Genomic DNA, 22,691 nt, shown 5'->3' on the forward strand with positions numbered 1-22,691 from the left:
GATCGAACTGGGCTCCGGCGTTACGTCACAAGGCGGTAGTCGGGTATTCCGCGGTTGCGTTCCTCGGCCGGTTCGTCCGTCGAGCGGGCGGTGACTCCGGCTGGAACGAGGGCTCGCGACACGTAGATCCCCTCGAGGCAGGTGTCGCACCAGAACGAGGCGTAGCCGTGTCCGGCGGCGGGTCGTGCCGTGAAGACGATCCGAAGCGTGCGGTGGCCGCAGTTCGGGCAGGCAAGATCGGACGCCGCCGGCAGCGCACGGTACACGACGTCGTAGGCCGTCAGCCATTCATCGAACGTTGCCATCAGCGCGCTCCCTCCGGCCTGACCGAGTGGTTGGTCCACCACTGTTCCTCATGCGCATAGGCCCGATCTTCGAAGGCGTCGATATCGTGACGGGTCGCCGGGTAGGGACGTCCCTCGCGCAGTTCGGCGACATGGAATCGCTCATGCTCGAGCGTACGGGCCAGGTCCTCTTCGCTGCGGAAGGCTTCTCGGCAGAGCATGACCGACTCGTCGGGTTTAGTCAGTCCGCAAACCCCCGAGACGCGGTTGTTGATGGTGACCTGGATGTCGGAGATATCGATCCCGTACTTGGCGGCGATGCTTCCCACCGACTCCAGGTTCATCGGCATTCGAGGACCAGTCCCTCTGCCACGAACCCTACTGAGGCTGTCCGGGTCCACTCCTGTGCGCCGTAGCCGCCCAAGTGCCTGCTTGAGCTTCTCGATCAGGTCGCCGAGTCGGCGGACTTCCGGGACGAGGCGGCGCAGGCTGGCCAGCAGACCGCGCAGGAGCTTCGCGATCCGCGCACCCCAGGAGGCCACCAGCGTGGTGACCTGCTCCACCACCAGCGGCGCGGCGAACCCGCCGGTGACCACGAGTTCGCCCGCGTACACGAGGAGGCGGGAGACGCAGGTGGCGATGGCGTCGCGGACCAGCAGCCTGACGGCGGCCACCAGACCGGCCGCCCCCTCGGTGATCGCGGCCAGAGTGTCTGCGCCCTGGGCGAGGCCGGTGATGGCCTGCTGCTGCTCGGCGGCCCAGGCCCGGTAGGCGGGGCCGGCGCTGCCACCCCAGCCTCCGACATCGTTGGCGATGGCGCGGGCAAGCTCGGCGGCTTCATCGCGAAGTGACCCGGCAACGTTTCGCCAGGTCTGAGCGTGGGCGGTGATCTGTGCCGGGTCGCCGGCGAGCCAGTCGAGGGCTTCGCTGAGGGGTTTGACGTGTTCGATGAGCCAGGCGATGCCGTACTGCAGGAGTGCGCCGACCGGGTCGGAGACGAAGGCGAGCGCGTCGAGGCCGGCACTGACCACGCCGAGACTGCCGTCGATCCAACTGCCGGTGCGGATGCCCTGGGCGATGAGCTCGATGTCCTCGCAGATCCAGACTCCCGCCCACGGCGTGGGCGCGGTGTCGGCCGCGGTGGCCACGAGGGGATTGGCCGTCACCCCCGGTCCCCGGCTTGGCGGAGCTGGCGCTCGACGATTTCGTCGGTGCGCCGGTAGTTGTCTGCGCTGGTGCGCAACCGGCCGGCGGTGTCCCGTACCGACCAGGCGGCGATGCCGATGCCGGCGACGAGGGTCCGCTGGAGGCCGTCGAGCAGCACCGGCACGATGACGCACAACTGCCCGTACGCGCCGTCGCTGAGCTGGATGTGCTGGCCGGCCTGCTTAGCGGTGTCGAGGCTGTCGGCGCTGCGGTCGAGGCGCGCCGCGTGCCGGGTCAGGTCGTCGGGGTCGACAAGGATGCCGTCAGGCATGGGCCTCGCCCGGGTCGGGCCGCAGGCGACTGCGGTACGACTCGACGATGGCTCGCCCGGTCGGGTCATCCTGGCCGAGGGCGCCGGCGGTTGCGTCCGTGACCTGCCGGAGCAGGTCGGCCCGCGCCCCGTCAGTGGTTTCCAGGATCAGCCGGGCGGTTTGTGCGGCGGGGTGCTGCCGAATGCGTTCGTCGAGCCGGAGATCGGAGAGCGCGCCGGTGGCGTCGACGGTGACGGTGACGGCTCGGTCGGTGCTGGTGGCGGTGCCAGTCAGCGCCTGGACCTGCGCCGACAGGCTCTTCGCCCGCTCCGCCCGCTCCGCCCGCTCGGCCAGGTCGGACTCCCACTGGTCGAGCCGGCGTTCCGCCGCGTCCAGCGCGGCGTCATCCGTCCACATGCGATCCTCCCGGAGAGTCTTGCCGGCGGAGGTCCGGCGCGAACCGCCGTCACGTTACCAATCGGTGGCTCTCGGTGCTGACCCGCTGAGGCCAGCAGGGGAAGGCACCCCGCTCGGCGGCGACCCGCGAGAACCTTCAGCCGGGTCCTTCGAGTACGGCGACGATGCCGGGGCAGTTCAGGGCGATCTTGACGCCGTTGCCGCCGCTGTGGGTTCTCATGCGCCCGTACGCGACCTCGACCGGCTGTCGCACCGCCACCAGCCCCGCGAGCCAGGCGCGCGTCTCAGCGTCGGTCGAGTAGACGATCGTCGTTCCTGCCGAGAGCATCGGCTGCCGCAGCTCTGCGCCGGACTTTCCCGGTGCGACCTAGCCGGCGAACAGCATCCTCGCCGGGAACTCACCACTGGACCGCCAGGAGTTGACGATCTTCGTGGTGATGGCGCTGGCCGCCGAGTTGAAGTCGCCGTCCTCGACACGTGCCGCGAGAGTGCCGGGATCGATCACGAGAATCCGATCGAACCTGTCCTCGAACCCGAACTCGTATCGGACCTCGTTGGTCGCGCCTTCGATTCGTCGCGCAGCCACCATCATTCCCATGCCACCAGCCTCCGACGTCCGAGTGGGTCCTCGCCAGCAGGGCGGTGAACCCGCGAGAACCGTCAGGCGGTGACCGTCGTCGGCCCGTCGGTGGGGCGGGCGCCGGCCGCGGCGACGAACGTCGACCAGGCTGAAGGCGTGAAGGTGAGCACGGCTCCGGCCCGGTCCTTCGAGTCGCGTACGGCCACGATGCCGGGGAGGTTGTCGGCGACCTCGACGCAGTTGCCGCCGTTGCCGCCGCTGCGGGTGCTCTTGCGCCAGACGGCGCCGGTCAGGTCAGTCATGCCGCAGCTCCCCGATGATCGTCTTGATCATGTCGGTCGATTGTGCCTCATCAAGGGCGAGCGCATCCAGGCTCTTCCAGGCGCCCCGGTACGCGGCCAACTCGTCGGGCTTGTCGAGGTACAACGCTCCGGTCAGAGATTCGCTGTAGGCAACCGATGGCTCAGGTGCGGCTCGGCCGCCCTTGGTCGCCGGGAAGTCGAGGATCACGAAGGAGCCGGCGACCGCGCCGGAGTGTGGACCGACGGCGAAGGGCAGCACCCGCACGGTGACATTGGGCAGCTCGGCAGCCTCCAATAGTCGACTGAGCTGCCCCATCATCACGCCTCGGCCACCGACGCTGCGGCGGAGTACCGCCTCCGACAAAATCGCGTCGAGCTGCGGTGGCTGGGGAAGCCGTCGGGTGAGCAACCCTTGGCGTTGCAGCCTTACCTCGACCGCCCGCTCGCGCTCGTCCTCGCTTACCGAGGGCCGATCGAGTCGGGCGAGTCCGAGCGAGTACTGGCGGGTCTGAAGCAGTCCGGGGATCAACGTCTCCTCGTACTGGCGGAGATGCGCGGCGGCGGATTCCAGGCCGACGTACAGCTCGAACCAGCTCGGCACCGCGTCCCCGTACGCGTGCCACCACCCCTTCGACTTCGTCTCGGCCGCCAGCCCCCGCATCGCCTCGGTCATCTCCGGCGACACGTGGTACAGCTCGCACATCGCCTTGACGTCGAGCACCCGCACCGGCCCCAGGCCGCTCTCGATCCGCCAGATCTTCTGCCGGCTGTACTCAAGCGCTTCGGCGGCGGCGTCCAGCGTCACCCCGGCCTCGGTACGAAACTGGCGCAGCAGCCGACCGAGCTGCCGACGCGGCACGGTCGATCCGACGTCCTCTGTCACCCGAGCACTCCCTGATTCCATCCCGCAACACTCCGTAACGCGACCACGTAACTCATATCGGTTGCAGTAAAAGAAGTCAATGCTTGAGCCAAGAATTCTGCTGTGGAACGTTGCGCCTCCACTGCGCACTGTCACACGATGACTGCAAGGCCCTGGTGCCGTACCGCTGATCGCAAGCTGCGGCGGCAGGGCGGGGTGGGTCCGCGCGTGCGGGGAGGACGAGTAGCCCCACCCCTTCCATCCGACACGAGAGGCAGGCAGCAGATGAGCGTCCGCAATCAACGGTCGAGCTACGGCGTTTTGCCGTACACCCCGCTGCTGCCGTGGCAGGTGCGCGAGCGCCGCTTCAAGCTGGTCGGGCTCGGACGCCGCGGCCTTGAGCCCGACCACGTGTACGCCTTCCTCGACCGGGTCGCCGTGGACATGGCCGCCGTCTACGCGGCCCTGGCCGCGAGCAGGCGGGAAGCCGCCTGTGCCGCAGACGCGCTGCGTCGCCAGCAGAGCGATCACCCCGATCGGGGATCCGAGGCATGACCCAGCGGTACGTCATCCACCTGCCGGTGGCCGCCGCCGACCTGCCCGCCGCGCAGCGCCTGGCCCGGGTGATCGGCCGGTGGCTGCTGGTACTGCCGCAGACCGACCCGGGGGAGACCACCGTCTCCGCCGAGGACCACCAGAACGTACGCCATCGGGTCTTCTGCGACCTGCTGATGCCCGGCGGCCGGCGCTGCCTGCTCCGCGCCGACCACGACGGCCCTTGCACCCGTCGCTTGCGCCGCTGACAACGCGAGCGTGTCGGCTATCCGTCACTTCGCTGGCCGCGTCGTGTCGGTCTGCTTCCGTAGCGCGGTGAACCTCATCGACCAGCCGAAGAACGTGGCGAAGCGCTGGTGACCGCGGTGCTCGGTCCGGCGTGGACGCTCAAACCCGACACTCCTGAGGACACCGGCCGCCAGCCGCTCGCCGTCGAGACTGTGATCGGCACGCAAAGGGCTTGCTGCTCTCTCGCCTCTGCTCCTGGCGTGGCCACAGTTGCTCGCGCTGCCAAAGACCGTTGAGTGGCGCCGGCGGTGACAGTCGTGCGCTGTCAACCGCCGGCATTGGCTTCCTGGGCTGGCTTAGCTCTAGCAAGCAGCCACTCAATGGGCCCTGTCAGGCCATGCTGGGGGCGGCGGCGTGCGGCGCCTCCTTCGGGTCGGCACCGTACCGGTTACTTCCCCGAGTGCCGTCCTTCACGAAGAACACGAGCAGGACGATGGCCCCCACGAGAGGCACGAGTCCGATCAACAGCCACCAGCCCGAGCGATCCGTGTCGTGAAGTCGCCGCACGGCAACGGCCAGGGTCGGCACCAGCAGGGCCAAGCTGACGATGAGACCGATGACGCCGGTAGAGCTCGGCTCCGACCCGATGTCGGTCCCCAGCGCGCCGTCCAGAATTCCGGTGACGATACCGAGGATCAGGGTGAAGAGGACAAACCACCAGTACTCGGACCGGCGAGCTCGACCGCCAAAGCCGGCATACTGGGAGAGGACGGATTTGATGGCATCAATGGGGGACATACATTCTCCAGCGCAGTGAGAGATTGAGACCTGCAAGGTCAACTGCGACGCAGCCAAGCAGACGCCCGGCGGGCGGTCAACGGCCGTTCGGCTGCCCCCCCGCCCGGTTGGAGCCTGAGACTTGAACCCTCAACCCCTCGGGCTAGCTCCTGATCAACTCAAATCGGGCGGAACGGCAGCTGACCTCGGGCGAGCTCTTCTGCTGCCTTACGGCGGTTGACAGCCCTTATCGGCGTCACTTGTGCCCGACGATCTTGCTGAGGCGACTTGAACTGGGCCAACCGACTACCGTCGGCCGTGCTCGATCCCGCAACTGTCTTCGACGCATCCGGCCCGTTGGAGGACCCCCTCACCGACGAGGCTCTGCGGATTGTGGAGGCCCAGCTTGTGCGCCAGCTGCCCGCCACGTACGTCGACCTGTCCCGTCGACACAACGGCGGCTTCCTCGCCCTGACGCCCACTCTGCACCCAGCCGAACCTCCTGGGCCGAGGACCACGTCGGTGTGTACGCACTGGCGGCGATCGGTCGAACTGCACCGCCAGCCACATTAGCGGGCGTCCGTCGTCCGGGGCCCGGTGACGACTGCCGGTCGGGCGGACCAGCGGCAACACGCTCGTGGGCGGAGCCACGTCGGCGCTGCGCGGGTCACGGGGGCGGACACGCCCGCAGGTCACTTCGGATCTTGCGCCGTGGCCGGGTGTGATTGTGCGTGACGTGCCAGTGCTAAGGCGGCGTCGAGGATGAGGAAGCCGAGTAGGGTCCAGCCCAGTATGGGGACCGCCCAGCCCACAGCGAGGGCGGCGAGCGCGGTGATGACGAGGGCCGGGATGGGCAGGTGTCGCCAGGTGCCTCGTGGCGGGGGCGTGCCGAGCCGGTAGCGGTGCCTGTGGCGGGTGGGGCGGCGCTGCCACCACATCCGGTAGCCCCACCCGATGGTGACGATCAGTCCGGCGGCGACGAGGGCGAGGGCGATCTGGTTGGCGAATCCGAACAGGACGCCCATGTGCGCGTGGATGCCGAAGCTGGTGAGTTTGGCCAGCGGTGGCTGGTCGGCCCAGCGGACGGTGTCGATGATCTGGCCGGTGTGCGGGTGGACGGCGATCTTGTCGCGGTGTACGGGCCAGGTGTTGTCGGTCTGTGCGACGGTCCAGGCGTGGCCGGGTTCGTCGGCGGGGGTGATGGTGACCGGGCCGCTCAGCCGGGATGTTTCGACGGAAGCGGCGATGGCGTCGAGGTCTGCCTGGGTCCTGGTGGTGCCGCCGCTGCCGTGATGCTTGCTGTCACCGGCCGATGGGCCGGTGGCGCCGAGGCCGGTCGTGAGCGGAATGTTGTCGGAGTTGAGGGTGGCGCTTAGCAGGTCGAATTTGGCTCCGGCGTGCTGGGACCAGGTCAGTCCGGTGGCCGACAGGAACAGCAGCATGAGCGCGAGCCATATGCCGGCGGTGGCGTGGAGGCTGCGGGTGCGGCGGACCCCTTTGCCCGCGGTGGTTCCTGGCAGGAGGAGTCGGCGGGCGGTGCGTGTGCCGCGCTGCTGGCGCCACCACAGGATCAGTCCGCCGAGGACGAGTACCCACAGCCAGGAGGCGGCTAGCTCGGAGTAGAGCCGGCCGGTGTCGCCAAGGTTGAGGTTGGCGTGCATCTGGTCCAGCCAGGTGGTGATCGGGGTGGCGCCGGACCAGGTCGTCAGCAGCCCGCGGACCTGGCCGGTGTAGGGGTCGAGGTAGACGGTGCGCTGCTTGTCGCCCAGCTCGGGAAGGCTGAACTCGACCTTTGTGGTGGCGTCGGGTGCGGCGGCGGGGTGGATCGCGGCCAGGGTACCTGCGGGTACGACCTGCTGTGCGGCGGCGACCTGCTGCGATAGCGGCAGCCGGGTGGTGCCGACGGTGTTGACGTGGAGTTGGTCGTGGTAGGCGACCTGATCGATCTGCGGGGTGAACGCATACGCCAGCCCGGTGAGCGCCACCAGGATCAGGAACGGGGCGACGAGGATGCCGGCGTAGAAGTGCAGGCGACGCAGCAGCGGCCCGAACCCGCGGTACAGGCTTGCTCTCCCCGCTGATATCTCCTGCGGTACCGGCTGTGGGCCGGGCTGGTCTTCCTCCGGCTGGGTGCTTGGTGGGCTGGTGATGGACATCTTGGGCTCCTGTCAAACCGGGAAAGGTCATGGCTTCCTTTGCCGGGCCGTACCGCCGGGCGTTCCATATGGGACATATATGGCTAGTGACCGTTCGGTAACCTGGCTCCGTCAGGATGGCTGGAGCAGTGACCGATGTCAATGGACGTCAGATGTGATCACGGTTGGGCGAAAGCAACCGACGACTGCCCAGCTCGGACGTCTTGCCCCGACCAGGTGATAGACGACCCACTGGAACCGGATCGGGATGCCTGCCACAACCCAAGCCACACACGCACAAGCGGCTACGGAAGCCATCTTCGGCGAAGCCCGGTGCCACAGGGCAGGAGTGACCATGCAGGTGAACCGAGCGCCGGGGTGGCGATGGATCTGTTCGGCAACGCGCAGCCCAGCCCATCCGGCGATGAAACGGTGGACAGTGTCTACGAGCCGCTGCCGACGTCGCTGAAGGCGATCTGCTGCGACCTGATCTGGACCAGCGACCAGCGCATGAGTTCCGGCAGCGTCTACGCATACAGGCTGCACGCCGAGGTGGTCGCCGAGCGGTACGTCGGGCTGCTACTGCGCTGAGCCACGCACCATCGCCGCCGGGGTGCCGCGCATCGAATACATTCCCACCGCAGGATGCGCAGGCGAGCCGGCCGGGTGGTACGCGAAGCGGAAAGAACTTCTGGAGCGGCACCGGCCACCTCATGCAGTGCGGTGATGGTCTCGTCGGTCTGGTGGGCCCGAAGTCTCCGTCGTGTGCCGCCCATGGCGGCGACGCTCGACCCGTTTATCGACTGGAGTAGCTCGCGGGGCACTGCTCAGCAGCCTGCCGCTGGTCGCGGCGCTGTTCCTCTTCCTCGGGTCGCTCGGCATGGTCATGCCGAACGGCGAGCGCTCGCTTTGGACCGGCACTCCGCCCACGCCGGGACGGCCGCCGCGCTGCTCGCCGCCATCCAGTCCGTCGTCGGGGCCCTCGCAGCGCCGCTGGTCGGACTGGGTGGGGAGGGCAGCGCCGTCCTGATGGCGGTGGTGATCACCGGCTCGGCGGTCGCCTCCCTCGCCGTCGTCCTCACCCTGGCCGCGCGCGAACTTTGGTGAGATCTAGCGGATGTTGGCGGTGTGGCCCAGGGAGTAGCGGCCGGGCTGGGGCCAGATGGTCAATCCGTGTGGACCGGCGCCGACGGGGATGCGAGCGAGGAGTTTCCCGTCGCGGGTACGGATGACGTACACCTCGTCGTGGTAGCGGCCGGACAGCCACAGGGTGGTGCCGTCCGCGGAGAGGGCGCCCATGTCCGGGCTCCCTCCGCCCGGGATCCGCCAGGTGGTGGTCGGCTTCAGGGTGGCCAGGTCGAGCACGGCGATGCTGCCGGCGTCGCGGTTGGTGATGTAGGCGAGCTTGCTGTCGCGGCTGAAGTAGATGCCGTGCGCGCCCCTGCCGGTGGGGATGAAGCCGGTCTGGCGGGTGGCGTGAGCGTCGAAGACGTACACCCCGTGGGCGTGCATGTCGGCGACCAGGAAGTGTTGTCCGTCCGGGGTGAGTCGGGTGTCCTGGGGCATCCCGTCGGGCGTCTCGGTCAGGGTGAACTCGCGCAGCTTGTCGAGGCTGAGGGCGTCCAGCACGAGCATTCGGTTGGCGAACTCGCAGCTGAACAGCATGATCTTGCCGTCGGCGGAGTAGTCCATGTGGTTGATGCCCTCGCACTCGGGAAACCGCACCGACCGCACCCGCTGCCACGTGCCCAGGTCGTAGAAGTCCAGCCGCTGGTACGCCTCGGCCACCACGATGGCCTGCTTGCCGTCCGGCGTGAAGTAGAGGTTGTAGACGTCCTCCAGCAGCCGGAACTTGCCGGGCTTGCCGATGCGGGGGTCGATCGGGACGAGGCCTCCGTCCGGGATCTGGCTGGAGGCCACGTACAGCGTCCGCAGGTCGTACGACGGCACGACGTGCTGCGGCTCGGGTCCACCCGGGAAGGTGTCGATCACCTTGTACGTCTTCGGGTCGATCACCGACACGTCGTTGCTCTTCGTGTTCGGCACGTACACGAGGGCCCGGTCGTTGCGGACCTGCTCGGCCAGCATGTTCGGGCCCGCCGCCGCGTACACGTCTCCCGGTCGTGGATAGGTCGGCATTCCGGCGACCAGCGGGCCGAACGGCGACTCGCCTGGCGGCGGCGACGTCGGCGGCTGCTGCTGCCGATCCCCTTCGGCGGCAGTGCATGCGGAAGCGGAAAGGAACAGCACGGCGAGAGCAATGATCCGCTGCGACATCATCACCCCGGCAGGCTACGGGTAAACCGCCCTAACAGGCACTTTTTGCGCGAATTGACTGTGGCTCATGTTGGTGATGCATCGATGTGCCCCACTAGAATGGAGAGAGTGATGTTGACCCATAGAGAGATCTTCGAGCGGTACGTGTACGCCGGCCCCATCAGCCGCAACCCGGACGCGGTCGCTGAGCTGTTCACCGAGGATGGGGTCTTCGAGGCGCCACTGGTACCTGAAGGGCATCCACTGCCACGCCGTCTGGACGGCCGCGAGGCCATCCGGGCCGGTATCGGCGCTTACCACAGGGATCCGGCCTACCAGGGCACGGTGAACACCGAGCGGTCCAGGTACGTGCTGCACGACGCGACGGATCCCGACGTGTTCATCGCCGAGATCGACACGGTTTTAGATGCACCGGAAGGAGGCAGCGCGGCGATGTCACTGGTGCAGGTGTTCCGCCTCCGTAAGGGAAAGATCACTATGCTGCGCGACTATTTTGCGGTTCCATCCACGTAGGCCGACACAGCCGGCAGGCCATGGCGGCGGAACCACCGTCCTCGTTCATCGAAGGAGGGTCTCGGGGACATCGTGCAGTCCGGCAGGTGCGGCCGGTGGGTGAGGAGGAGCGTGTCGGGTGGGCTCGGGAAGTTGATGCCTGCCTACTGGCTGGTGCCGCTGTCGCGTCAGGCTTGGCCCCAGGCGGGTCGCCCGATCAACCCGCGTGGGTCACCGCCCGATCAGCCGGTTTCCCATGGATCGAATCGGGCGAGTTTGGTCGGGTTGAGGGTGATCAGCACTCGGGTGATCCCCTCGGTAGAGGCATCGATCGCGCACAGTGCGACGACGGATCCTGCCCGGCGGACGAGGACGGCTTCCTGCCCGTTGGACTCGACGAAGTCCAGCGAGACGACCGCGCCGAACTTTCCCATGAGGCCGGCGATGTAGCGGGCGACATCGGCCCGGCCGGTTACCGGTACCCGCGCCGCGCTGACCATGCCGCCGCCGTCGGCGTAGGAGACGACGTCGTCCGCCAGCAGTTTCTCCAGCTGCCCGAGATCACCGGCGCGTGCGGCGGCGAGGAAGGCGTGGAGCAGCCGGCCGTGCTCGGCGGGGGCGACCGGCGCGTGCCGTTCTTCGGCGAGGTGCGCGCGCGCCCGGCGGCCGAGCTGCCGCGCGTTCGCCTCGGTGATGTCGAGGACCTCGGCGATCTGCCGGAAGGGGTAGTCGAAGGCCTCGCGTAGCACGTACACGGCGCGTTCGTGCGGAGTCAGTCGTTGCAGGAGGAGGAGCAGCGCAAGTTCGAGAGCTTCGCCCTGCTCGGCTCGGGTTGCCGGGTCGACCGACGTCTGGATCGGCTCGGGCAGCCATGGGCCGACGTAGGTCTCTCGCCGGGCGCGTGCCGATGTCGCCGCGTTCAGGGCGAGCCTGGTTGTTGCGGTGACGAGGAATGCTGTCGGGTCCCGTACCGCGCTGCGGTCTGTGCGCTGCCACCGTAGCCACGTGTCCTGGACGATGTCCTCGGCGTCGTGAACGCTGCCCAGCATCCGGTAGGCGATGCCGAACAGCCGGGGCCGGACCGCGTCGAAGGTCCGCACGGCATCCATCGGGACCTCGCGCTGGGACATGAGGTCTCTTTTCTCCCGTTGGTAGCCGCCTGTCGTCTTCGCCGAGGTCCTGTCCACCTGATTTCAGCTTGCCGGGTGCCACGTCCGGTGCCGGCATACCCGTTCCGTGATGCGAATCGCGGGCCGGAGAGCTGACGGCGGTGCCTCGCCGGGCGCCGGTCGCGGTCGGTTGTCACGAATCCCTGCCTCACCTGGTCCTTGCTGGTGGATCGGCGAGGCGGCTCGGGGCCTTGCCGCTTCCCAGTCACTTCGCTGGTAGCTGCGGCCGGAGCATCCCCGGCAGGCAGCTTTCCTGTCTCACCGTGTCGACCTCCCGCCCTGCGGACGAGAGGTCCGGAACCGTCGGAAGGCGGCCACCATGACTGACATCGGGCGAAACACCCCAAGCACACTCGATCAGATCCCGGACCGCGACCCCGAGGAGACCGCCGAGTGGGCGGCCTCTCTCGACGCCGTCACCGCCGCGGCGGGGCCGCAGCGCGCCTCGTACCTCCTGCGCCGCACTCTCGAACACGCTGAGGGCGTCGGCCTTGCGCTGCCGAAGCTGCTCGAGACCGAATACATCAACACCATCCCGACCGCCGCCGAGCCGGAGTTCCCCGGTGACGAGGAGATGGAACGGCGCGTCACCGCGTGGAACCGCTGGAACGCCGCCGCGATGGTGACCCGCGGCAGCCGCTATGGCCTGGGCGGTCACATCGCTACCTACGCCTCCGCCGCCTGGCTCTACGAGACCGGCTTCCAGCACTTCTTCCGCGGTAAGGAGGCCGACGGCTCCGGCGACCAGCTCTACCTCCAGGGCCATGCCGCCCCCGGCATCTACGCCCGCGCCTTCCTCGACGGTCGGCTCACCGAGGGCCAGCTCGATCGGTTCCGGCAGGAGGCGGGCGGCGATGGCCTTCCCTCCTACCCGCACCCGCGCCGGCTGCCGTGGCTGTGGGAGTTCCCGACCGTGTCGATGGGCCTGGGCCCGCTGTCGGCGATCTACCAGGCGCGGTTCAACCGCTACCTGCAGCACCGTGGCATCAAGGACACCTCAGCCTCGCGGGTGTGGGCGTTCCTCGGCGACGGCGAGATGGACGAGCCTGAGTCGACCGCCGCGCTCGCTCTTGCCGGTCGCGAAGGCCTCGACAATCTCACCTTCGTGGTCAACTGCAACCTGCAGCGGCTCGACGGGCCGGTGCGCGCCAACTTCAAGATCGTCCAGGAGTTGGAGGCGCGGTTCCGCGCGGCGGGCTGGAACGTCGTCAAGTCGCTGTGGGGCTCGGCCTGGGACGACCTGTTCGCGCTCGACACCACGGGCGCGCTCGTCCGCCGGCTGCGCGAGGTCCCCGACGGGCAGTTCCAGACGTACGCGGCCCGGGATGTCGGCTACATCCGCGAGCACTTCTTCGGCGCCGACCCGGCGCTCGTCGAGATGGCGAAGGTGCTGACCGACGCGAAGATCGCCGAGTGCTTCCACGCCTCGCGGGCCGGCCACGAACCCCGCAAGGTGTACGCCGCCTATCGGGCCGCCGTCGAGCACCGGGGCGCGCCCACCGTGATCCTCGCCCAGACGGTCAAGGGCTACACGCTCGGCCCCGCCTTCGAGTCGCGCAACGCCAACCACCAGATGAAGAAGCTGACCGGCGACGAGTTCCGCGCGCTGCGCGACCTCCTCGAACTTCCCATCCCCGACAGCAAGCTCACCGGTGAGGTGGTGCCGTACGTTCACCCCGGCGCCGATTCGCCGGAGGTCCGTTACCTCCACGAGCGCAGGGCCGCGCTGGGCGGGCCCGCCCCGGCTCGCCGTGTCCACCCGGTGGTGCTGCCCGCGCCGTCCGCCAAGCCCTTCGACACGTTGGCCAAGGGGTCCGGTAGTCAGGAGATCGCGACGACCATGGCCTTCGTCCGCCTGGTCAAGGACCTGATGCGGGACCCGGAGACCGGCCGGCGTTGGGTGCCGATCGTTCCGGACGAGGCGCGTACCTTCGGCATGGAGTCGCTCTTTCCCACCGCCGGGATCTACTCGCCGCACGGCCAGACCTACGACCCGGTCGACCGCGACACGCTCCTGTACTACAAGGAGGCCACGAGCGGCCAGATCCTCAACGAGGGCATCACCGAGGCCGGTTCGATGGCCGACTTCACGGCCGCCGCAACGTCGTACGCCACGCACGGCGAGCCGATGATCCCCTTCTACATCTTCTACTCGATGTTCGGCTGGCAGCGGACGGCCGACCAGATGTGGGCGCTCGCCGACCAGCTCGGCCGTGGCTTCCTCATCGGTGCCACCGCCGGCCGTACGACGATGACCGGCGAGGGCCTGCAACACGCGGACGGCCACTCCCACCTGATCGCCTCCACCAACCCGGCGGCGATCGCCTACGACCCGGCCTTCGCGTACGAGGTCGCCGTGATCGTCCGCGACGGGCTGCGCCGGATGTACGGCCCGGACGCCGAGGACGTCTTCTACTACCTCACGGTCTACAACGAGGCGAAGGTGCAGCCGCCCATGCCGTCCGGCGCGGACGTCGAGGAGGGCATCCGCAAGGGCCTCTACCGGTACCAGGAAGCCAATGCCACGGAGTTGGCGGCGGATGCCCCGCGCCTGCAGCTTCTCGCCTCCGGCACCGCGATTCACTGGGCCCTGGAGGCCCAGCGGCTCCTAGCCGTCGACTGGGGTGTGGCGGCCGACGTGTGGTCGGCCACCTCCTGGAGCGAGCTGCGCCGCGACGCTCTCGACTGTGACGCGGCGCGGCTCGAGGGTGAGGACCGGATCCCTTACGTGACCCGGGTGCTGAACGGCGCTCCCGGTCCGGTGCTCGCCGTCAGCGACTGGATGCGGGCGGTTCCGGACCAGATCAGCCAGTGGGTGCCGCAGGACTGGCACTCGATCGGCACGGACGGCTTCGGCCTCTCCGACACCCGTGCGGCCGTCCGTCGCCACTTCGGGGTCGACGCGCAGTCGGTCGTGGTCGCGGCGCTGGCAGCCCTGGCCCGGCGCGGCGAGGTCAAGCCCGAGACCGTTCAGGAGGCCCGCAAGCGCTACCAAGATGCGGGCCAGTGCTCCGCCCTTCAGGGCGGGTGAAGGCCCGCACGGGAGGGGCCGCCAGGCCCCGAGCGTGCCATTGACCGTGGTAAAATCTGGGCGGGCTCCAGCGATAACCAAGCTGGAGCCCGCCGCACCAGACGTCGCCGCAGGGCATGCGGAGACGGAAAACGCCTGTGGAGCGGACGTAAGACCGGAGCACGCTCCGGCTGATCGCGGTGAAGCAGGAACCCACCTGGGCGTTGCGCGTTCCGCGCGCAGCGCGGAGGGAATCCCCGCCATTCATGGCGGTGGAGGAAGTCAAGGGATCGCCTGAGGGCACTCCTGCCTTGTCGGTTCTGTGGCGACTGGGATGCAGCGGCCGCTGCCGTCGGGCACCGGCCGCTGCACCTCCGCCTGAACCTGAGGATCGGCGCCGCCGGCAGCCCTGGTCATGGCCGGACCAGCCATCGTGATCGGGCCCATGGTGATCAAGCGGCGGGTACGGTGAACGTCGTGGAGGATCTCGGCGCGAAGGTCTCGTATCTCGCGCTCCCCGTCGGCATCCGGGTCTACGACGTCGACTCGGCACCCGTCGGCGTGGTCGAGCACGTGCTGACCGACGAACCGAAGGACATCTTCCACGGCATCATCGTGGCACCGCCGGGGCCGGACCAGTCCCACCGCTTCGCCCACCGGGAGCAGATCGCCGACCTGTACGAGCGGGGGGTCGTGCTGTCGGTACCCGGTGCCGAGATGCACGAGCCGGGCGAGGACCCGCCGGCCGGAGTAGTCGAGGAAGCGGCTCACAAACCGGTGCAGGCGGACCTGCGCCGCGCCTGGCAGCGGCTGAGTCGACCCCGCTGAACCCGCCGGCAGGCCCGATGCCAGGGGGCCAGATCGGCGCTGCTCAGCGGCAGTTGATGCCGGCATCCCGTAGCGCGCCCTGGTGATTCGCCCGATGGGGATGAGGCAGGGTCACCCCCCGTCCCAGGAGGCTGTCGAGGTACCAGTTCGCTCGGCATCCGAGATGAAGTGTCCGATCGCGGCGCATTGAGGTCAGGGGCTCGTAACTGGCGGTCCGACGGCGATCGGGCCGGAGAGGAGAACCAGGTGGAATACCAGGATTTCATCAACGCAGTGGCCACGCGGGCAAAGGTGTCGACGGATCAGGCGGCGACACTCACCAGCGCGACGTTGGAGACATTGGCAGATCGGATCAGCGCCGGCCAGGCTGATGACCTTGCCTATCAGCTTCCCGAAGGGCTTGACGATCACCTGCGCAAACCCCCACCGCTTAGCGGGAGAGGGGAACATGCCAAGTCGTTCGGGCTCGAAGAGTTCGTGCGGCGGGTGGCGGACCGCCCGGCCGTCGACCGTGCGCTCGCCGGTGCCGGGGTCAGCGCGGTGCTCACCACGCTACGTGAGGCTGTTTCCCGTGACGAGTTCGACAACGCGGTGGCCCAGCTTCCGAACGAGTTCCGGCAGGTGATCGAACCGGTGGGTGCCCGTGGCGGGCACCGGCCCGGTTCGTAGCACGCACGGTTGAGGCAGGAGCAGGTGCGCCCGCAGCCGGTCGGGGCGCGCGCCGGCGCGGAACGGCGCCCGCAGGTGGAGGCACGAGAGAGAACAACTCTCGACGCCGGTCACGGACGCCGCGACGCACCCCGACTGGTTCGGAAGGAGAACGCGTGAACTACGCCGAGTTTCTCGAAGCGGTGGGGAAGCGGGCCGGAATGCCGGCGGCGGAGGCGGCGAACGTCGTCGGAGCCACCCTGACAACCTTGGCGGAGCGGGTCAGTGGCGGCGAGGCGCGGCACCTGGCCACGCGGCTCCCCGAGGAGTTGCGAGGGTACCTGCACAAGAACGTGGACTTCGCCGAACAGCTCGACCTCGTGGAGTTCCTCAACGAGGTAGGGGTTCGCGCGGGAACGGATGGCGACCGGTCCGCTGAGGTTGCCCGCGCCGTGTTGACGACTCTGCGCGAGGCGGTGAACGCCGAAGACCTCAAGGGCCTGGAATCCGAGCTGCCGAAGGACATCCGGCGGCTGCTTCATCCGTTGGACCGTGGCATCGGGGGCTGAACCGAGCCACGTCCTGGTCCGATCCGGGTACGGTGCGCGGGTGGAGGTTGGATTCGCCCCGCCCGTCTCCGGCTCGTGGGCCACACCGGAGAGCATGATCCACGTCACCCGCCGCGCCGAGCAGCTCGGATACCACTCGCTCTGGACGTTCCAGCGGCTCCTGGTCCCCGCCGACCTCGGCTGGAGCGAGACCTACCACAGCGTCCAGGACCCGGTGACCACGTTGGCGTTCCTGGCGGCCCACACCACGCGGGTCCGGCTCGGCGTGGCGGTGCTCAACATGCCGTTCATCTCTCCGGTGCTGCTGGCCAAGCAGACCGCGACTCTCGACATCCTGGCGGGCGGACGGCTCGACGTGGGACTCGGCCTCGGCTGGGCGGACGAGGAGTATCAGGCGACGGGGGTGAGCAAGCATCGGCGGGGCCACCGGGCCGAGGAGTTCCTCGCCGTTCTTCGCGCTCTCTGGCAGAACGACGTCGCCGAGCATCGCGGCGAGTTCTACCAGGTCCCGCCGACGCGCCTGGAGCCGAAGCCCGTGCAGCGGCCACACCCGCCGATTCTGCTCGGTGGCCAGGCGCCCGCCGCGCTGCGCCGGGCCGGCCGGCTCGCCGACGGCTGGGTCAGTGGCAGCCAGGCGGACCTGCCGGGCATCGGCGAGGCGGTCGCGACCGTCAAGGCCGCCGCTGCGGAGGCCGGCCGCGATCCCCGCTCACTGCGATTCGTCTGCCGCGGCGCCGTCCGCGTACGCCCGGCGGGCCCGCCCGAGCGCGAGCCGCTCACCGGCACGCTCGAGCAGATCCGGTCGGATCTCGGCAGACTCGCCGAAGCCGGCATCACCGAACTGTTCGTCGACCTCAACTTCGATCCGGAGATCGGCTCACCCCGCGCCGACGCGCAGGCGTCGCTGCGCCGGGCCGACGAGGTGCTCGACGCCCTCGCTCCGACCCGCTGACACCCCCGGACCGGCGCTCACCCGGCCGGGTTGGCTGCCGCGTCCGCCGCGGACCACGCCGACCAGCCGGTCACCGCTACCGCGATCACCGGCCCGGCCGGTGGTCGCTGGACGTACTGCGGGTACTTGTCGGCCAGCGCCGCGCGGGCCGCGGCCTCTTCCGCGCGGTCCTCCACCAGCCGGCCGTGCCCGTCCAACCGGACCCACCACAGCCGTGACCAGTCCTCGTCGTACTCGTCGACCAGCAGGCAGGCATGTCCCGTCGCCTGGATGTTCTCCAGCCGGCGCAGCCGCCGGTGACGCTTGGGCTTCTCGTCCACCGCGTGGTAGACGACATCGTCGAGCAGGACGAAGCACACGGGCACCAGGTGTGGACGCCCATCCGCGCCGACGGTGGTCAGCCGGGCCACCCGGGCCGACCCGACCCGGTGCCGGATGTCGTCGGCGGGCACACGCCCGACCGTAACAGCCGACACCTGCCGTGGTGACTCGTTGTGGCCGGCGGGTGTGCCGGCGCCGCACCCGGGTAGGCCCTCCCGATTCAACCCCGGGGAGGCGTGATGGCGAGCGAGGCGCCCGACTACTTCCAGCCCGAGGCTGGTCTGGTGCTCACGCACCTGCTGATCGTTCGGGACGTGGACCGTTCCCGGGAGTTCTACCAGCGGGTGCTGGGCGCGACGGTGGTGCGGGAACGCCAGCCGGCGATCCTGCGGTTCCACAACAGCTACATCGTGATCAACGACGAAGGTGGTCCGACCGACGACAAGCCGGGCGTGCAGGCACAGGCGCCGCCGGATCCGAACACGCTCAGCAGCGCGATGAACGTCCGGGTCACGGACGTCCGAGCCGTCTACGAGCAGTGGCGGTCACGGGGTGGGGAGTTCCTGACCGAGCCCAAGGATCATGGCGTCGAGATCCGGTGCTACCTGCGCGACCCGGACGGCTACCTGATCGAGCTCGGTCAGGGCACCGGGATCCTTGCCGAGATGGGTCGCGCCGCCTCCGACTGAGCGACCGACACCTGCGGGGAACCCAGCCCGGGGCAGCCACGTCGTAGGGGCATGACGGGTAGCAGCGCCTCCGATCCAACGGCCGCCACCGGCGTCCCCCGAGTCATGACGCCAGCTCGGGTCATGGGACTGGCCCTGGTCGCTGGCCTGGCGCTGGTCACCGGCTGTACGGCGGAGCCGGTCCCCGTGCCGCCACGTGACCGGGGAGTGCCGGCCGGCGGGTTCCGCCTCGTCTCGTTCGACTCCTGCCCGGAGGCGCTGCGGCAGCTGAAGACGGCTGCCAAGGCGTACGTCGGGCCCTGGGGGTTCGGGTCGAACGGGGACATCCGTACCTTCGGCCGCGCCGAACAGGCTGAGGCGCCCGCCGCAGCGGGGCGGGCGGACGCGGCGGCCAAGGCTGCCGCCCCCGGCTACTCGGGCACCAACACGCACGAGGCCGGCGCCGATGAACCGGACCTGGTCAAGACCGACGGCAAGCGGATCGTCACCGTGAACCGAGGCAAGCTGTACGTGGTCGACCCGGCCACCCGCCGGCTGACCGGAGAGCTGGAACTGGCACCGGGCGCCGATGGGTACGGCGGGGGCGAAGACGGCCTGCTGCTGCAGGGTGACCGGGCGCTGGTGCTGCGCCGCGACGGGTGGGCCGGGATGGCGAAACCGGCCGTCCCCGGGGGAGGCGCGCCGGCAGACGCCCCGACGCCGGACGGGATCGTCGGGCCCCAGCTGATCATGGTCGACCTGTCCGGCGCGCCGAAGATCATCGGCGAGTACCGGATCGACGGCGGTCTGGTGGACGCCCGCCAGGTGGGCACGACGGTCCGGGTCGTGGTCCGCTCCGCGCCCCGGCTGAACTTCCCGTACCGGGAACGGGCCACCGATGGGCAGCGCACCGCCGCCAACCGCGAGATCATCGACAACGCCACCGCCGACGACTGGCTGCCCCGGTACGAGGTCACCTCCGGCGGGCGAACCAGCGCCGGACGGGTCGGCTGCGAACGGGTGAGCCGGCCGGCCACCTACTCCGGCACGTCGCTGGTGACCGTGCTCAGCTTCGACCTCGGTGCGGCCACGCTCGGCGCCGGCGACCCGGTCACCGTGATCGCCGACGGCGACACCGTCTACAGCAACGGACCCCGGCTGTACGTCGCCAACGACCAGCGCTGGCGGGTGCTGCCGATGCTGACCGAGCGGAACATCGCACCCGATCCCAAAGACGAGACCACCGAGATCTACCAGTTCGACATCTCGGGCGCGGGTGCCCCGCGGTACGTCGCCGCCGCGTCCGTACCGGGCTGGCTCATCAACCAGTACGCCTTGTCCGAGTGGGACGGGCACCTGAGAGTGGCCACCACCAGTGGCCGTACCTGGGGCGACAAGCCGAACTCGACGTCCGGCGTGTACGTCCTGCGCGCCGACGGTACGGCGCTGACCCAGGTCGGCAAGGCCACCGGACTGGGCAAGGGGGAACGGATCTACGCGGTACGGTTCGTCGGCGGCACCGGGTACGTCGTCACCTTCCGGCAGACCGACCCGCTCTACACCGTCGATCTGCGTGATCCGAAGGCGCCGAAGGTGAGCGGCGAACTGAAGATCAACGGGTATTCGGCGTACCTGCACCCGGCCGGCGACGGACGGCTGCTCGGTGTCGGGCAGGAGGCGTCCGACGAGGGCCGTATCCAGGGCACCCAGCTCTCGCTCTTCGACGTCGCCGATCCGGCCGAGCCGAACCGGATCGCCCAGTATCACGTCAAGCAGGGGCACTCCGAGGCGGAGTTCGACCCGCACGCGTTCCTCTACTGGCCGGCCGAACGCCTGGTCGTGGTCCCGTTGACCGTCTATGGCACGAGCGCCGTGAGCAAGCCTGGCAGCCCGGGCCTGCCGAGCAACGTGGCGCTGGCGCTGCGAGTCGGCGACGGCGGGTTCACCGAGGCCGGCACGGTCGACCACACGCTGGGCACGCGCCGCGCCGAGGATCCGGCGCCGATCCGCCGCTCACTGGTCGTCGACGGAGTCCTCTGGACCGTTTCCGACGCCGGCCTCAAGGCGACCAGCCTCGCCACCATGAAGACCCTCGGCTGGCTGCGTACGGCGTGACCCGCATGGTGGCGTCCGAAGTGGCCCGCCGTTGGACGGCGCCGCGATGCATCGTGGCCAGCCATGATCACGGCCTCGTGGTCGCCACGATCGGCTTCGTCGCCTCGCCCGTAGCGTCTGGTGAACGCCTCGGCAGTGGCGAGTCCCCACCCCACGCGCTGCGCTGGGCAGATCAGCGGACGTCGCTGGACGCCCGCTGATCGCCGGGCGACTCCCGCCGGCTGGGACGTGTGTCGCCGCCCCTGACGACCGCTATTTCTTCTTGTGCTTGGGCGGCAGCGTCGCGACGTAATCCTGCGCCTTGTTGACCCACAGGGTCGATTGTTCGGCGGTGAACGACGAGGGCAGCGACAGGTATCCACCCATCGGCCGCTCGGCCGGGCCGAACGGTCCCGCTCCCTCGATCATCGCCAGCTCGGCCAGGTCGTCGGCGGCGAGCTTCACGCCGACCGACGAGCCGAACAGGCCGGCGAACATGTTGCCGTTGACGAAGGCACCGAGGTTGCCGAACATCGGTTTGACCTCGACTCCCGGTGCCTCCGGCACGAGGGAGCGGAAGAACTGCTTGTCAGCGTCGGTGGGCTTGGGCATCTGCATGGTCGGATCCTGTCACGCAGCGACCGGGCGACGGCCGGCGAAAGCGGCCAGCCGCTCCATCGGGCCGGCATCGGTGGACGGGGTGACCTCGTCGGCGAACGAGGAACCGCGGGTCCCGGGGACGAGCTGCTCGGCGAGCTTGTGGACGTAGGCCACGACCTCGTCACTGACGACCAGGGGGGTGCCGCTGCCCTGCGACATGTCCCACGCGTGCAGCAGGAACTCCACCGGCATGATGCTCGCCGCGAACCTGGCCGGCATCTCGCCGCCGCCGGGAGCGGGGACGGTGCCATCGAGGCCGCGTGCCCGCCACCCCTCGATGGCCTGCGCCGCCATGGTGGCCACCCGGTTCTCCAGCGAACCCGTCTCGGGGCTCACGACCTCGACGCCGGCCATCGCGCCGAAGGCGACCATGGAGCCGAACAGGTGCTCGGCGAGGTCGTGGCAGGTGAAGTCCGCGCACGGGGTCTGCTTCGGCCGGTCCTCAGGGGTCAGCTGGCGCAGGACCGTCTGGAGCACGGCCAGCGTGGCGTCGGCGGCGGACAGCTCATCAAGCCGCTCGGGAGCGGCGGACCACTCGTCCGGGCCGGCGTCCCCGGCGACGGCAGCCTTCTCGAGACGGCCGAGGTAGTGGTTCCAGCCCTCGGCGTGCATCGCCGCCTGCTCATCGGTCAGCCCCTCATGGGTGAGGGTGACCTTGGTGCCGTCGGCGACCGGCTCGACCGTGATCGTGACGGTCGAGGTGTCGGGGGCGAGGCCCGGGTTGCCTTCCCAACCCCAACCGAACACGACACGCTTGCCGGGCTCCACCTCCCGGAAAGTGCCCGCCGCCACGTGGCCGGGGGTGATGGTCCAGCGGTAGTCACCACCCACGCGGAGGTCGACGCGGGCGGATACCGTCTGCCAGCGGCGCAGCCGCTCCGGCTCGGTGATGAGGGCGAATGCCTCGTCGATGTCGACGGGAAGAATGACGGTCTTGGTGAACATCAGTGGTCTCTCTCGATCCGTTGAGCCTTCAGGGCGTGTGCGTCGGCGACCAACTGGTCGAGCTCGGCGGTCCAGAACCGGTCGATCTCGGCCTGCAGCCGACGGAGTCCCTCGGGAACGACCCGATAGATGCGCTCACGGCCGACCTTCTCGGCCTCCACCAGGCCGACTTGCGCCAGCAACAACAGATGCTGGGAAATCGCCGACCGGGTGACCGTGAACTCCGCCGCGACGCTGCTCACCGTGCGGGGCTGTGACGCGAGCAGCTGCAAGATCCGTCGCCGGGTGGGCTCAGCGGCGGCAGACAACGCGTCGATCACCAGAAACACGTTAGCCGCGGCTAACGCTTTTGTCAAAGCCGCGCCGCTGCGGCGGCCGCCCACCCGGCGCGGCGGCTGTGTCGGGTGGCGGGCTGACACCTGCCGTCACCTCGATAGCGAGACACGCGATCCTCCGACCCG

Annotated in this window: 27 protein-coding genes and 1 pseudogene; 12 read left to right on the forward strand and 16 right to left on the reverse strand. The window is 69.4% G+C overall.

Going from position 1 to position 22,691, the window contains the following annotated elements:
• Positions 1-20: 20 nt before the first annotated feature.
• From ACTMS9_RS21780 to ACTMS9_RS21815, 8 genes are all read right to left on the reverse strand, one after another.
• Positions 21-305, reverse strand: coding sequence for a hypothetical protein (locus ACTMS9_RS21780; RefSeq protein WP_441165841.1), 285 nt, complete (start codon positions 303-305; stop codon positions 21-23).
• Entirely contained in the window at positions 305-1,450 is a 1,146-nt protein-coding gene (locus tag ACTMS9_RS21785) for a WXG100 family type VII secretion target (protein ID WP_441165842.1), read from the reverse strand. The genes ACTMS9_RS21780 and ACTMS9_RS21785 overlap by 1 nt, the downstream gene beginning before the upstream one ends.
• Entirely contained in the window at positions 1,447-1,761 is a 315-nt protein-coding gene (locus tag ACTMS9_RS21790) for a type VII secretion target (protein ID WP_441165843.1), read from the reverse strand. Before ACTMS9_RS21790 ends, ACTMS9_RS21785 begins: the two co-directional genes overlap by 4 nt.
• Positions 1,754-2,158 carry a YbaB/EbfC family nucleoid-associated protein gene (locus tag ACTMS9_RS21795; protein WP_441165844.1) on the reverse strand — a complete coding sequence of 135 codons (405 nt, stop codon included), beginning with the start codon at positions 2,156-2,158 and terminating at the stop codon, positions 1,754-1,756. The genes ACTMS9_RS21790 and ACTMS9_RS21795 overlap by 8 nt, the downstream gene beginning before the upstream one ends.
• A 136-nt stretch (positions 2,159-2,294) precedes the next feature.
• Positions 2,295-2,486, reverse strand: a complete 192-nt coding sequence (locus tag ACTMS9_RS21800) for a hypothetical protein (protein ID WP_441165845.1) — start codon at positions 2,484-2,486, stop codon at positions 2,295-2,297.
• Positions 2,487-2,525: 39 nt separating this feature from the next.
• Positions 2,526-2,756, reverse strand: coding sequence for a hypothetical protein (locus tag ACTMS9_RS21805; RefSeq protein ID WP_441165846.1), 231 nt, complete (start codon positions 2,754-2,756; stop codon positions 2,526-2,528).
• Between the two features lie 62 nt (positions 2,757-2,818).
• Positions 2,819-3,040, reverse strand: coding sequence for a DUF397 domain-containing protein (locus ACTMS9_RS21810; RefSeq protein WP_441165847.1), 222 nt, complete (start codon positions 3,038-3,040; stop codon positions 2,819-2,821).
• On the reverse strand, positions 3,033-3,923 hold the full coding sequence (locus ACTMS9_RS21815; protein WP_441165848.1) for a helix-turn-helix domain-containing protein: 891 nt from the start codon (positions 3,921-3,923) through the stop codon (positions 3,033-3,035). The genes ACTMS9_RS21810 and ACTMS9_RS21815 overlap by 8 nt, the downstream gene beginning before the upstream one ends.
• A 264-nt stretch (positions 3,924-4,187) precedes the next feature.
• Between ACTMS9_RS21815 and ACTMS9_RS21820 the strand changes: the two genes are divergently transcribed.
• On the forward strand, positions 4,188-4,457 hold the full coding sequence (locus ACTMS9_RS21820; protein ID WP_441165849.1) for a DivIVA domain-containing protein: 270 nt from the start codon (positions 4,188-4,190) through the stop codon (positions 4,455-4,457).
• Entirely contained in the window at positions 4,454-4,705 is a 252-nt protein-coding gene (locus ACTMS9_RS21825; protein WP_441148512.1) for a hypothetical protein, read from the forward strand. The genes ACTMS9_RS21820 and ACTMS9_RS21825 overlap by 4 nt, the downstream gene beginning before the upstream one ends.
• 370 nt (positions 4,706-5,075) lie before the next feature.
• On the opposite strand, the gene ACTMS9_RS21830 is transcribed toward ACTMS9_RS21825, so the two are convergent.
• Positions 5,076-5,483, reverse strand: a complete 408-nt coding sequence (locus ACTMS9_RS21830; RefSeq protein ID WP_441165850.1) for a DUF805 domain-containing protein — start codon at positions 5,481-5,483, stop codon at positions 5,076-5,078.
• A gap of 671 nt (positions 5,484-6,154) precedes the next feature.
• Complete coding sequence (locus tag ACTMS9_RS21835) at positions 6,155-7,618, reverse strand: PepSY-associated TM helix domain-containing protein (protein ID WP_441165851.1); 1,464 nt, start codon at positions 7,616-7,618, stop codon at positions 6,155-6,157.
• 363 nt (positions 7,619-7,981) lie between these two features.
• On the opposite strand from ACTMS9_RS21835, the gene ACTMS9_RS21840 reads away from it, so the two are divergent.
• Together ACTMS9_RS21840 and ACTMS9_RS21845 are read left to right on the forward strand one after the other, a co-directional pair.
• Positions 7,982-8,188, forward strand: a complete 207-nt coding sequence (locus ACTMS9_RS21840; protein ID WP_441165852.1) for a hypothetical protein — start codon at positions 7,982-7,984, stop codon at positions 8,186-8,188.
• Positions 8,189-8,396: 208 nt separating this feature from the next.
• Positions 8,397-8,704, forward strand: a pseudogene (locus ACTMS9_RS21845) (Bcr/CflA family drug resistance efflux transporter); the annotation flags it as partial.
• Between the two features lie 3 nt (positions 8,705-8,707).
• On the opposite strand, the gene ACTMS9_RS21850 reads toward ACTMS9_RS21845, so the two are convergent.
• Positions 8,708-9,877, reverse strand: coding sequence for a YncE family protein (locus tag ACTMS9_RS21850; protein WP_441165955.1), 1,170 nt, complete (start codon positions 9,875-9,877; stop codon positions 8,708-8,710).
• 108 nt (positions 9,878-9,985) lie between these two features.
• Here ACTMS9_RS21850 and ACTMS9_RS21855 point away from each other — a divergent pair, with 108 nt between their 5' ends.
• Positions 9,986-10,387, forward strand: coding sequence for a nuclear transport factor 2 family protein (locus ACTMS9_RS21855; protein WP_441165956.1), 402 nt, complete (start codon positions 9,986-9,988; stop codon positions 10,385-10,387).
• A gap of 221 nt (positions 10,388-10,608) precedes the next feature.
• On the opposite strand, the gene ACTMS9_RS21860 is transcribed toward ACTMS9_RS21855, so the two are convergent.
• Positions 10,609-11,496, reverse strand: a complete 888-nt coding sequence (locus ACTMS9_RS21860; protein ID WP_441165853.1) for an RNA polymerase sigma-70 factor — start codon at positions 11,494-11,496, stop codon at positions 10,609-10,611.
• Positions 11,497-11,854: 358 nt separating this feature from the next.
• Between ACTMS9_RS21860 and aceE the strand changes: the two genes are divergently transcribed.
• From aceE to ACTMS9_RS21885, 5 genes are all read left to right on the forward strand, one after another.
• The gene (gene aceE / locus ACTMS9_RS21865) at positions 11,855-14,566 is read left to right on the forward strand and encodes a pyruvate dehydrogenase (acetyl-transferring), homodimeric type (RefSeq protein WP_441165854.1); all 2,712 of its coding nucleotides are present in this window, start codon (positions 11,855-11,857) and stop codon (positions 14,564-14,566) included.
• Between the two features lie 456 nt (positions 14,567-15,022).
• Complete coding sequence (locus ACTMS9_RS21870) at positions 15,023-15,373, forward strand: hypothetical protein (protein ID WP_441148506.1); 351 nt, start codon at positions 15,023-15,025, stop codon at positions 15,371-15,373.
• Between the two features lie 246 nt (positions 15,374-15,619).
• A complete protein-coding gene (locus tag ACTMS9_RS21875) occupies positions 15,620-16,042 on the forward strand; it encodes a DUF2267 domain-containing protein (RefSeq protein ID WP_441148505.1) in 423 nt (140 codons plus the stop codon).
• Positions 16,043-16,197: 155 nt separating this feature from the next.
• A complete protein-coding gene (locus ACTMS9_RS21880) occupies positions 16,198-16,590 on the forward strand; it encodes a DUF2267 domain-containing protein (RefSeq protein ID WP_441148504.1) in 393 nt (130 codons plus the stop codon).
• Positions 16,591-16,630: 40 nt separating this feature from the next.
• Complete coding sequence (locus tag ACTMS9_RS21885; RefSeq protein WP_441148503.1) at positions 16,631-17,542, forward strand: TIGR03619 family F420-dependent LLM class oxidoreductase; 912 nt, start codon at positions 16,631-16,633, stop codon at positions 17,540-17,542.
• A gap of 17 nt (positions 17,543-17,559) precedes the next feature.
• On the opposite strand, the gene ACTMS9_RS21890 is transcribed toward ACTMS9_RS21885, so the two are convergent.
• Positions 17,560-17,994 carry a TIGR03668 family PPOX class F420-dependent oxidoreductase gene (locus ACTMS9_RS21890; protein WP_441148502.1) on the reverse strand — a complete coding sequence of 145 codons (435 nt, stop codon included), beginning with the start codon at positions 17,992-17,994 and terminating at the stop codon, positions 17,560-17,562.
• A gap of 108 nt (positions 17,995-18,102) precedes the next feature.
• Between ACTMS9_RS21890 and ACTMS9_RS21895 the strand changes: the two genes are divergently transcribed.
• Together ACTMS9_RS21895 and ACTMS9_RS21900 are read left to right on the forward strand one after the other, a co-directional pair.
• On the forward strand, positions 18,103-18,552 hold the full coding sequence (locus ACTMS9_RS21895) for a VOC family protein (protein ID WP_441148501.1): 450 nt from the start codon (positions 18,103-18,105) through the stop codon (positions 18,550-18,552).
• Positions 18,553-18,675: 123 nt separating this feature from the next.
• Positions 18,676-20,646, forward strand: a complete 1,971-nt coding sequence (locus ACTMS9_RS21900) for a beta-propeller domain-containing protein (protein WP_441148500.1) — start codon at positions 18,676-18,678, stop codon at positions 20,644-20,646.
• A 252-nt stretch (positions 20,647-20,898) separates the two neighbouring features.
• On the opposite strand, the gene ACTMS9_RS21905 is transcribed toward ACTMS9_RS21900, so the two are convergent.
• From ACTMS9_RS21905 to ACTMS9_RS21915, 3 genes are read right to left on the reverse strand one after another with little or no spacing between them, the layout of a single operon-like run.
• On the reverse strand, positions 20,899-21,243 hold the full coding sequence (locus ACTMS9_RS21905; protein ID WP_350794508.1) for a TfoX/Sxy family protein: 345 nt from the start codon (positions 21,241-21,243) through the stop codon (positions 20,899-20,901).
• 12 nt (positions 21,244-21,255) lie between these two features.
• A complete protein-coding gene (locus ACTMS9_RS21910) occupies positions 21,256-22,230 on the reverse strand; it encodes a TIGR03086 family metal-binding protein (protein ID WP_441165855.1) in 975 nt (324 codons plus the stop codon).
• On the reverse strand, positions 22,230-22,550 hold the full coding sequence (locus ACTMS9_RS21915) for an ArsR/SmtB family transcription factor (RefSeq protein WP_441165856.1): 321 nt from the start codon (positions 22,548-22,550) through the stop codon (positions 22,230-22,232). Before ACTMS9_RS21915 ends, ACTMS9_RS21910 begins: the two co-directional genes overlap by 1 nt.
• Positions 22,551-22,691 lie beyond the last annotated feature (141 nt).

Source organism: Micromonospora sp. L31 (assembly GCF_052068075.1).
GTDB classification, from domain to species: Bacteria; Actinomycetota; Actinomycetes; order Mycobacteriales; family Micromonosporaceae; genus Micromonospora; species Micromonospora purpureochromogenes.

Excerpts from the sequence above, each read along its gene's own strand:
- ACTMS9_RS21780 (WP_441165841.1), bottom strand. The coding sequence starts at position 305 with ATGGCAACGTTCGATGAATGGCTGACGGCCTACGACGTCGTGTACCGT.
- ACTMS9_RS21790 (WP_441165843.1), bottom strand. The coding sequence starts at position 1,761 with ATGCCTGACGGCATCCTTGTCGACCCCGACGACCTGACCCGGCACGCG.
- ACTMS9_RS21795 (WP_441165844.1), bottom strand. The coding sequence starts at position 2,158 with ATGTGGACGGATGACGCCGCGCTGGACGCGGCGGAACGCCGGCTCGAC.
- ACTMS9_RS21800 (WP_441165845.1), bottom strand. The coding sequence starts at position 2,486 with ATGCTCTCGGCAGGAACGACGATCGTCTACTCGACCGACGCTGAGACG.
- ACTMS9_RS21805 (WP_441165846.1), bottom strand. The coding sequence starts at position 2,756 with ATGGGAATGATGGTGGCTGCGCGACGAATCGAAGGCGCGACCAACGAG.
- ACTMS9_RS21810 (WP_441165847.1), bottom strand. The coding sequence starts at position 3,040 with ATGACTGACCTGACCGGCGCCGTCTGGCGCAAGAGCACCCGCAGCGGC.
- ACTMS9_RS21820 (WP_441165849.1), top strand. The coding sequence starts at position 4,188 with ATGAGCGTCCGCAATCAACGGTCGAGCTACGGCGTTTTGCCGTACACC.
- ACTMS9_RS21825 (WP_441148512.1), top strand. The coding sequence starts at position 4,454 with ATGACCCAGCGGTACGTCATCCACCTGCCGGTGGCCGCCGCCGACCTG.
- ACTMS9_RS21830 (WP_441165850.1), bottom strand. The coding sequence starts at position 5,483 with ATGTCCCCCATTGATGCCATCAAATCCGTCCTCTCCCAGTATGCCGGC.
- ACTMS9_RS21835 (WP_441165851.1), bottom strand. The coding sequence starts at position 7,618 with ATGTCCATCACCAGCCCACCAAGCACCCAGCCGGAGGAAGACCAGCCC.
- ACTMS9_RS21840 (WP_441165852.1), top strand. The coding sequence starts at position 7,982 with ATGGATCTGTTCGGCAACGCGCAGCCCAGCCCATCCGGCGATGAAACG.
- ACTMS9_RS21850 (WP_441165955.1), bottom strand. The coding sequence starts at position 9,877 with ATGATGTCGCAGCGGATCATTGCTCTCGCCGTGCTGTTCCTTTCCGCT.
- ACTMS9_RS21855 (WP_441165956.1), top strand. The coding sequence starts at position 9,986 with ATGTTGACCCATAGAGAGATCTTCGAGCGGTACGTGTACGCCGGCCCC.
- ACTMS9_RS21860 (WP_441165853.1), bottom strand. The coding sequence starts at position 11,496 with ATGTCCCAGCGCGAGGTCCCGATGGATGCCGTGCGGACCTTCGACGCG.
- aceE (WP_441165854.1), top strand. The coding sequence starts at position 11,855 with ATGACTGACATCGGGCGAAACACCCCAAGCACACTCGATCAGATCCCG.
- ACTMS9_RS21895 (WP_441148501.1), top strand. The coding sequence starts at position 18,103 with ATGGCGAGCGAGGCGCCCGACTACTTCCAGCCCGAGGCTGGTCTGGTG.
- ACTMS9_RS21900 (WP_441148500.1), top strand. The coding sequence starts at position 18,676 with ATGGGACTGGCCCTGGTCGCTGGCCTGGCGCTGGTCACCGGCTGTACG.
- ACTMS9_RS21905 (WP_350794508.1), bottom strand. The coding sequence starts at position 21,243 with ATGCAGATGCCCAAGCCCACCGACGCTGACAAGCAGTTCTTCCGCTCC.
- ACTMS9_RS21910 (WP_441165855.1), bottom strand. The coding sequence starts at position 22,230 with ATGTTCACCAAGACCGTCATTCTTCCCGTCGACATCGACGAGGCATTC.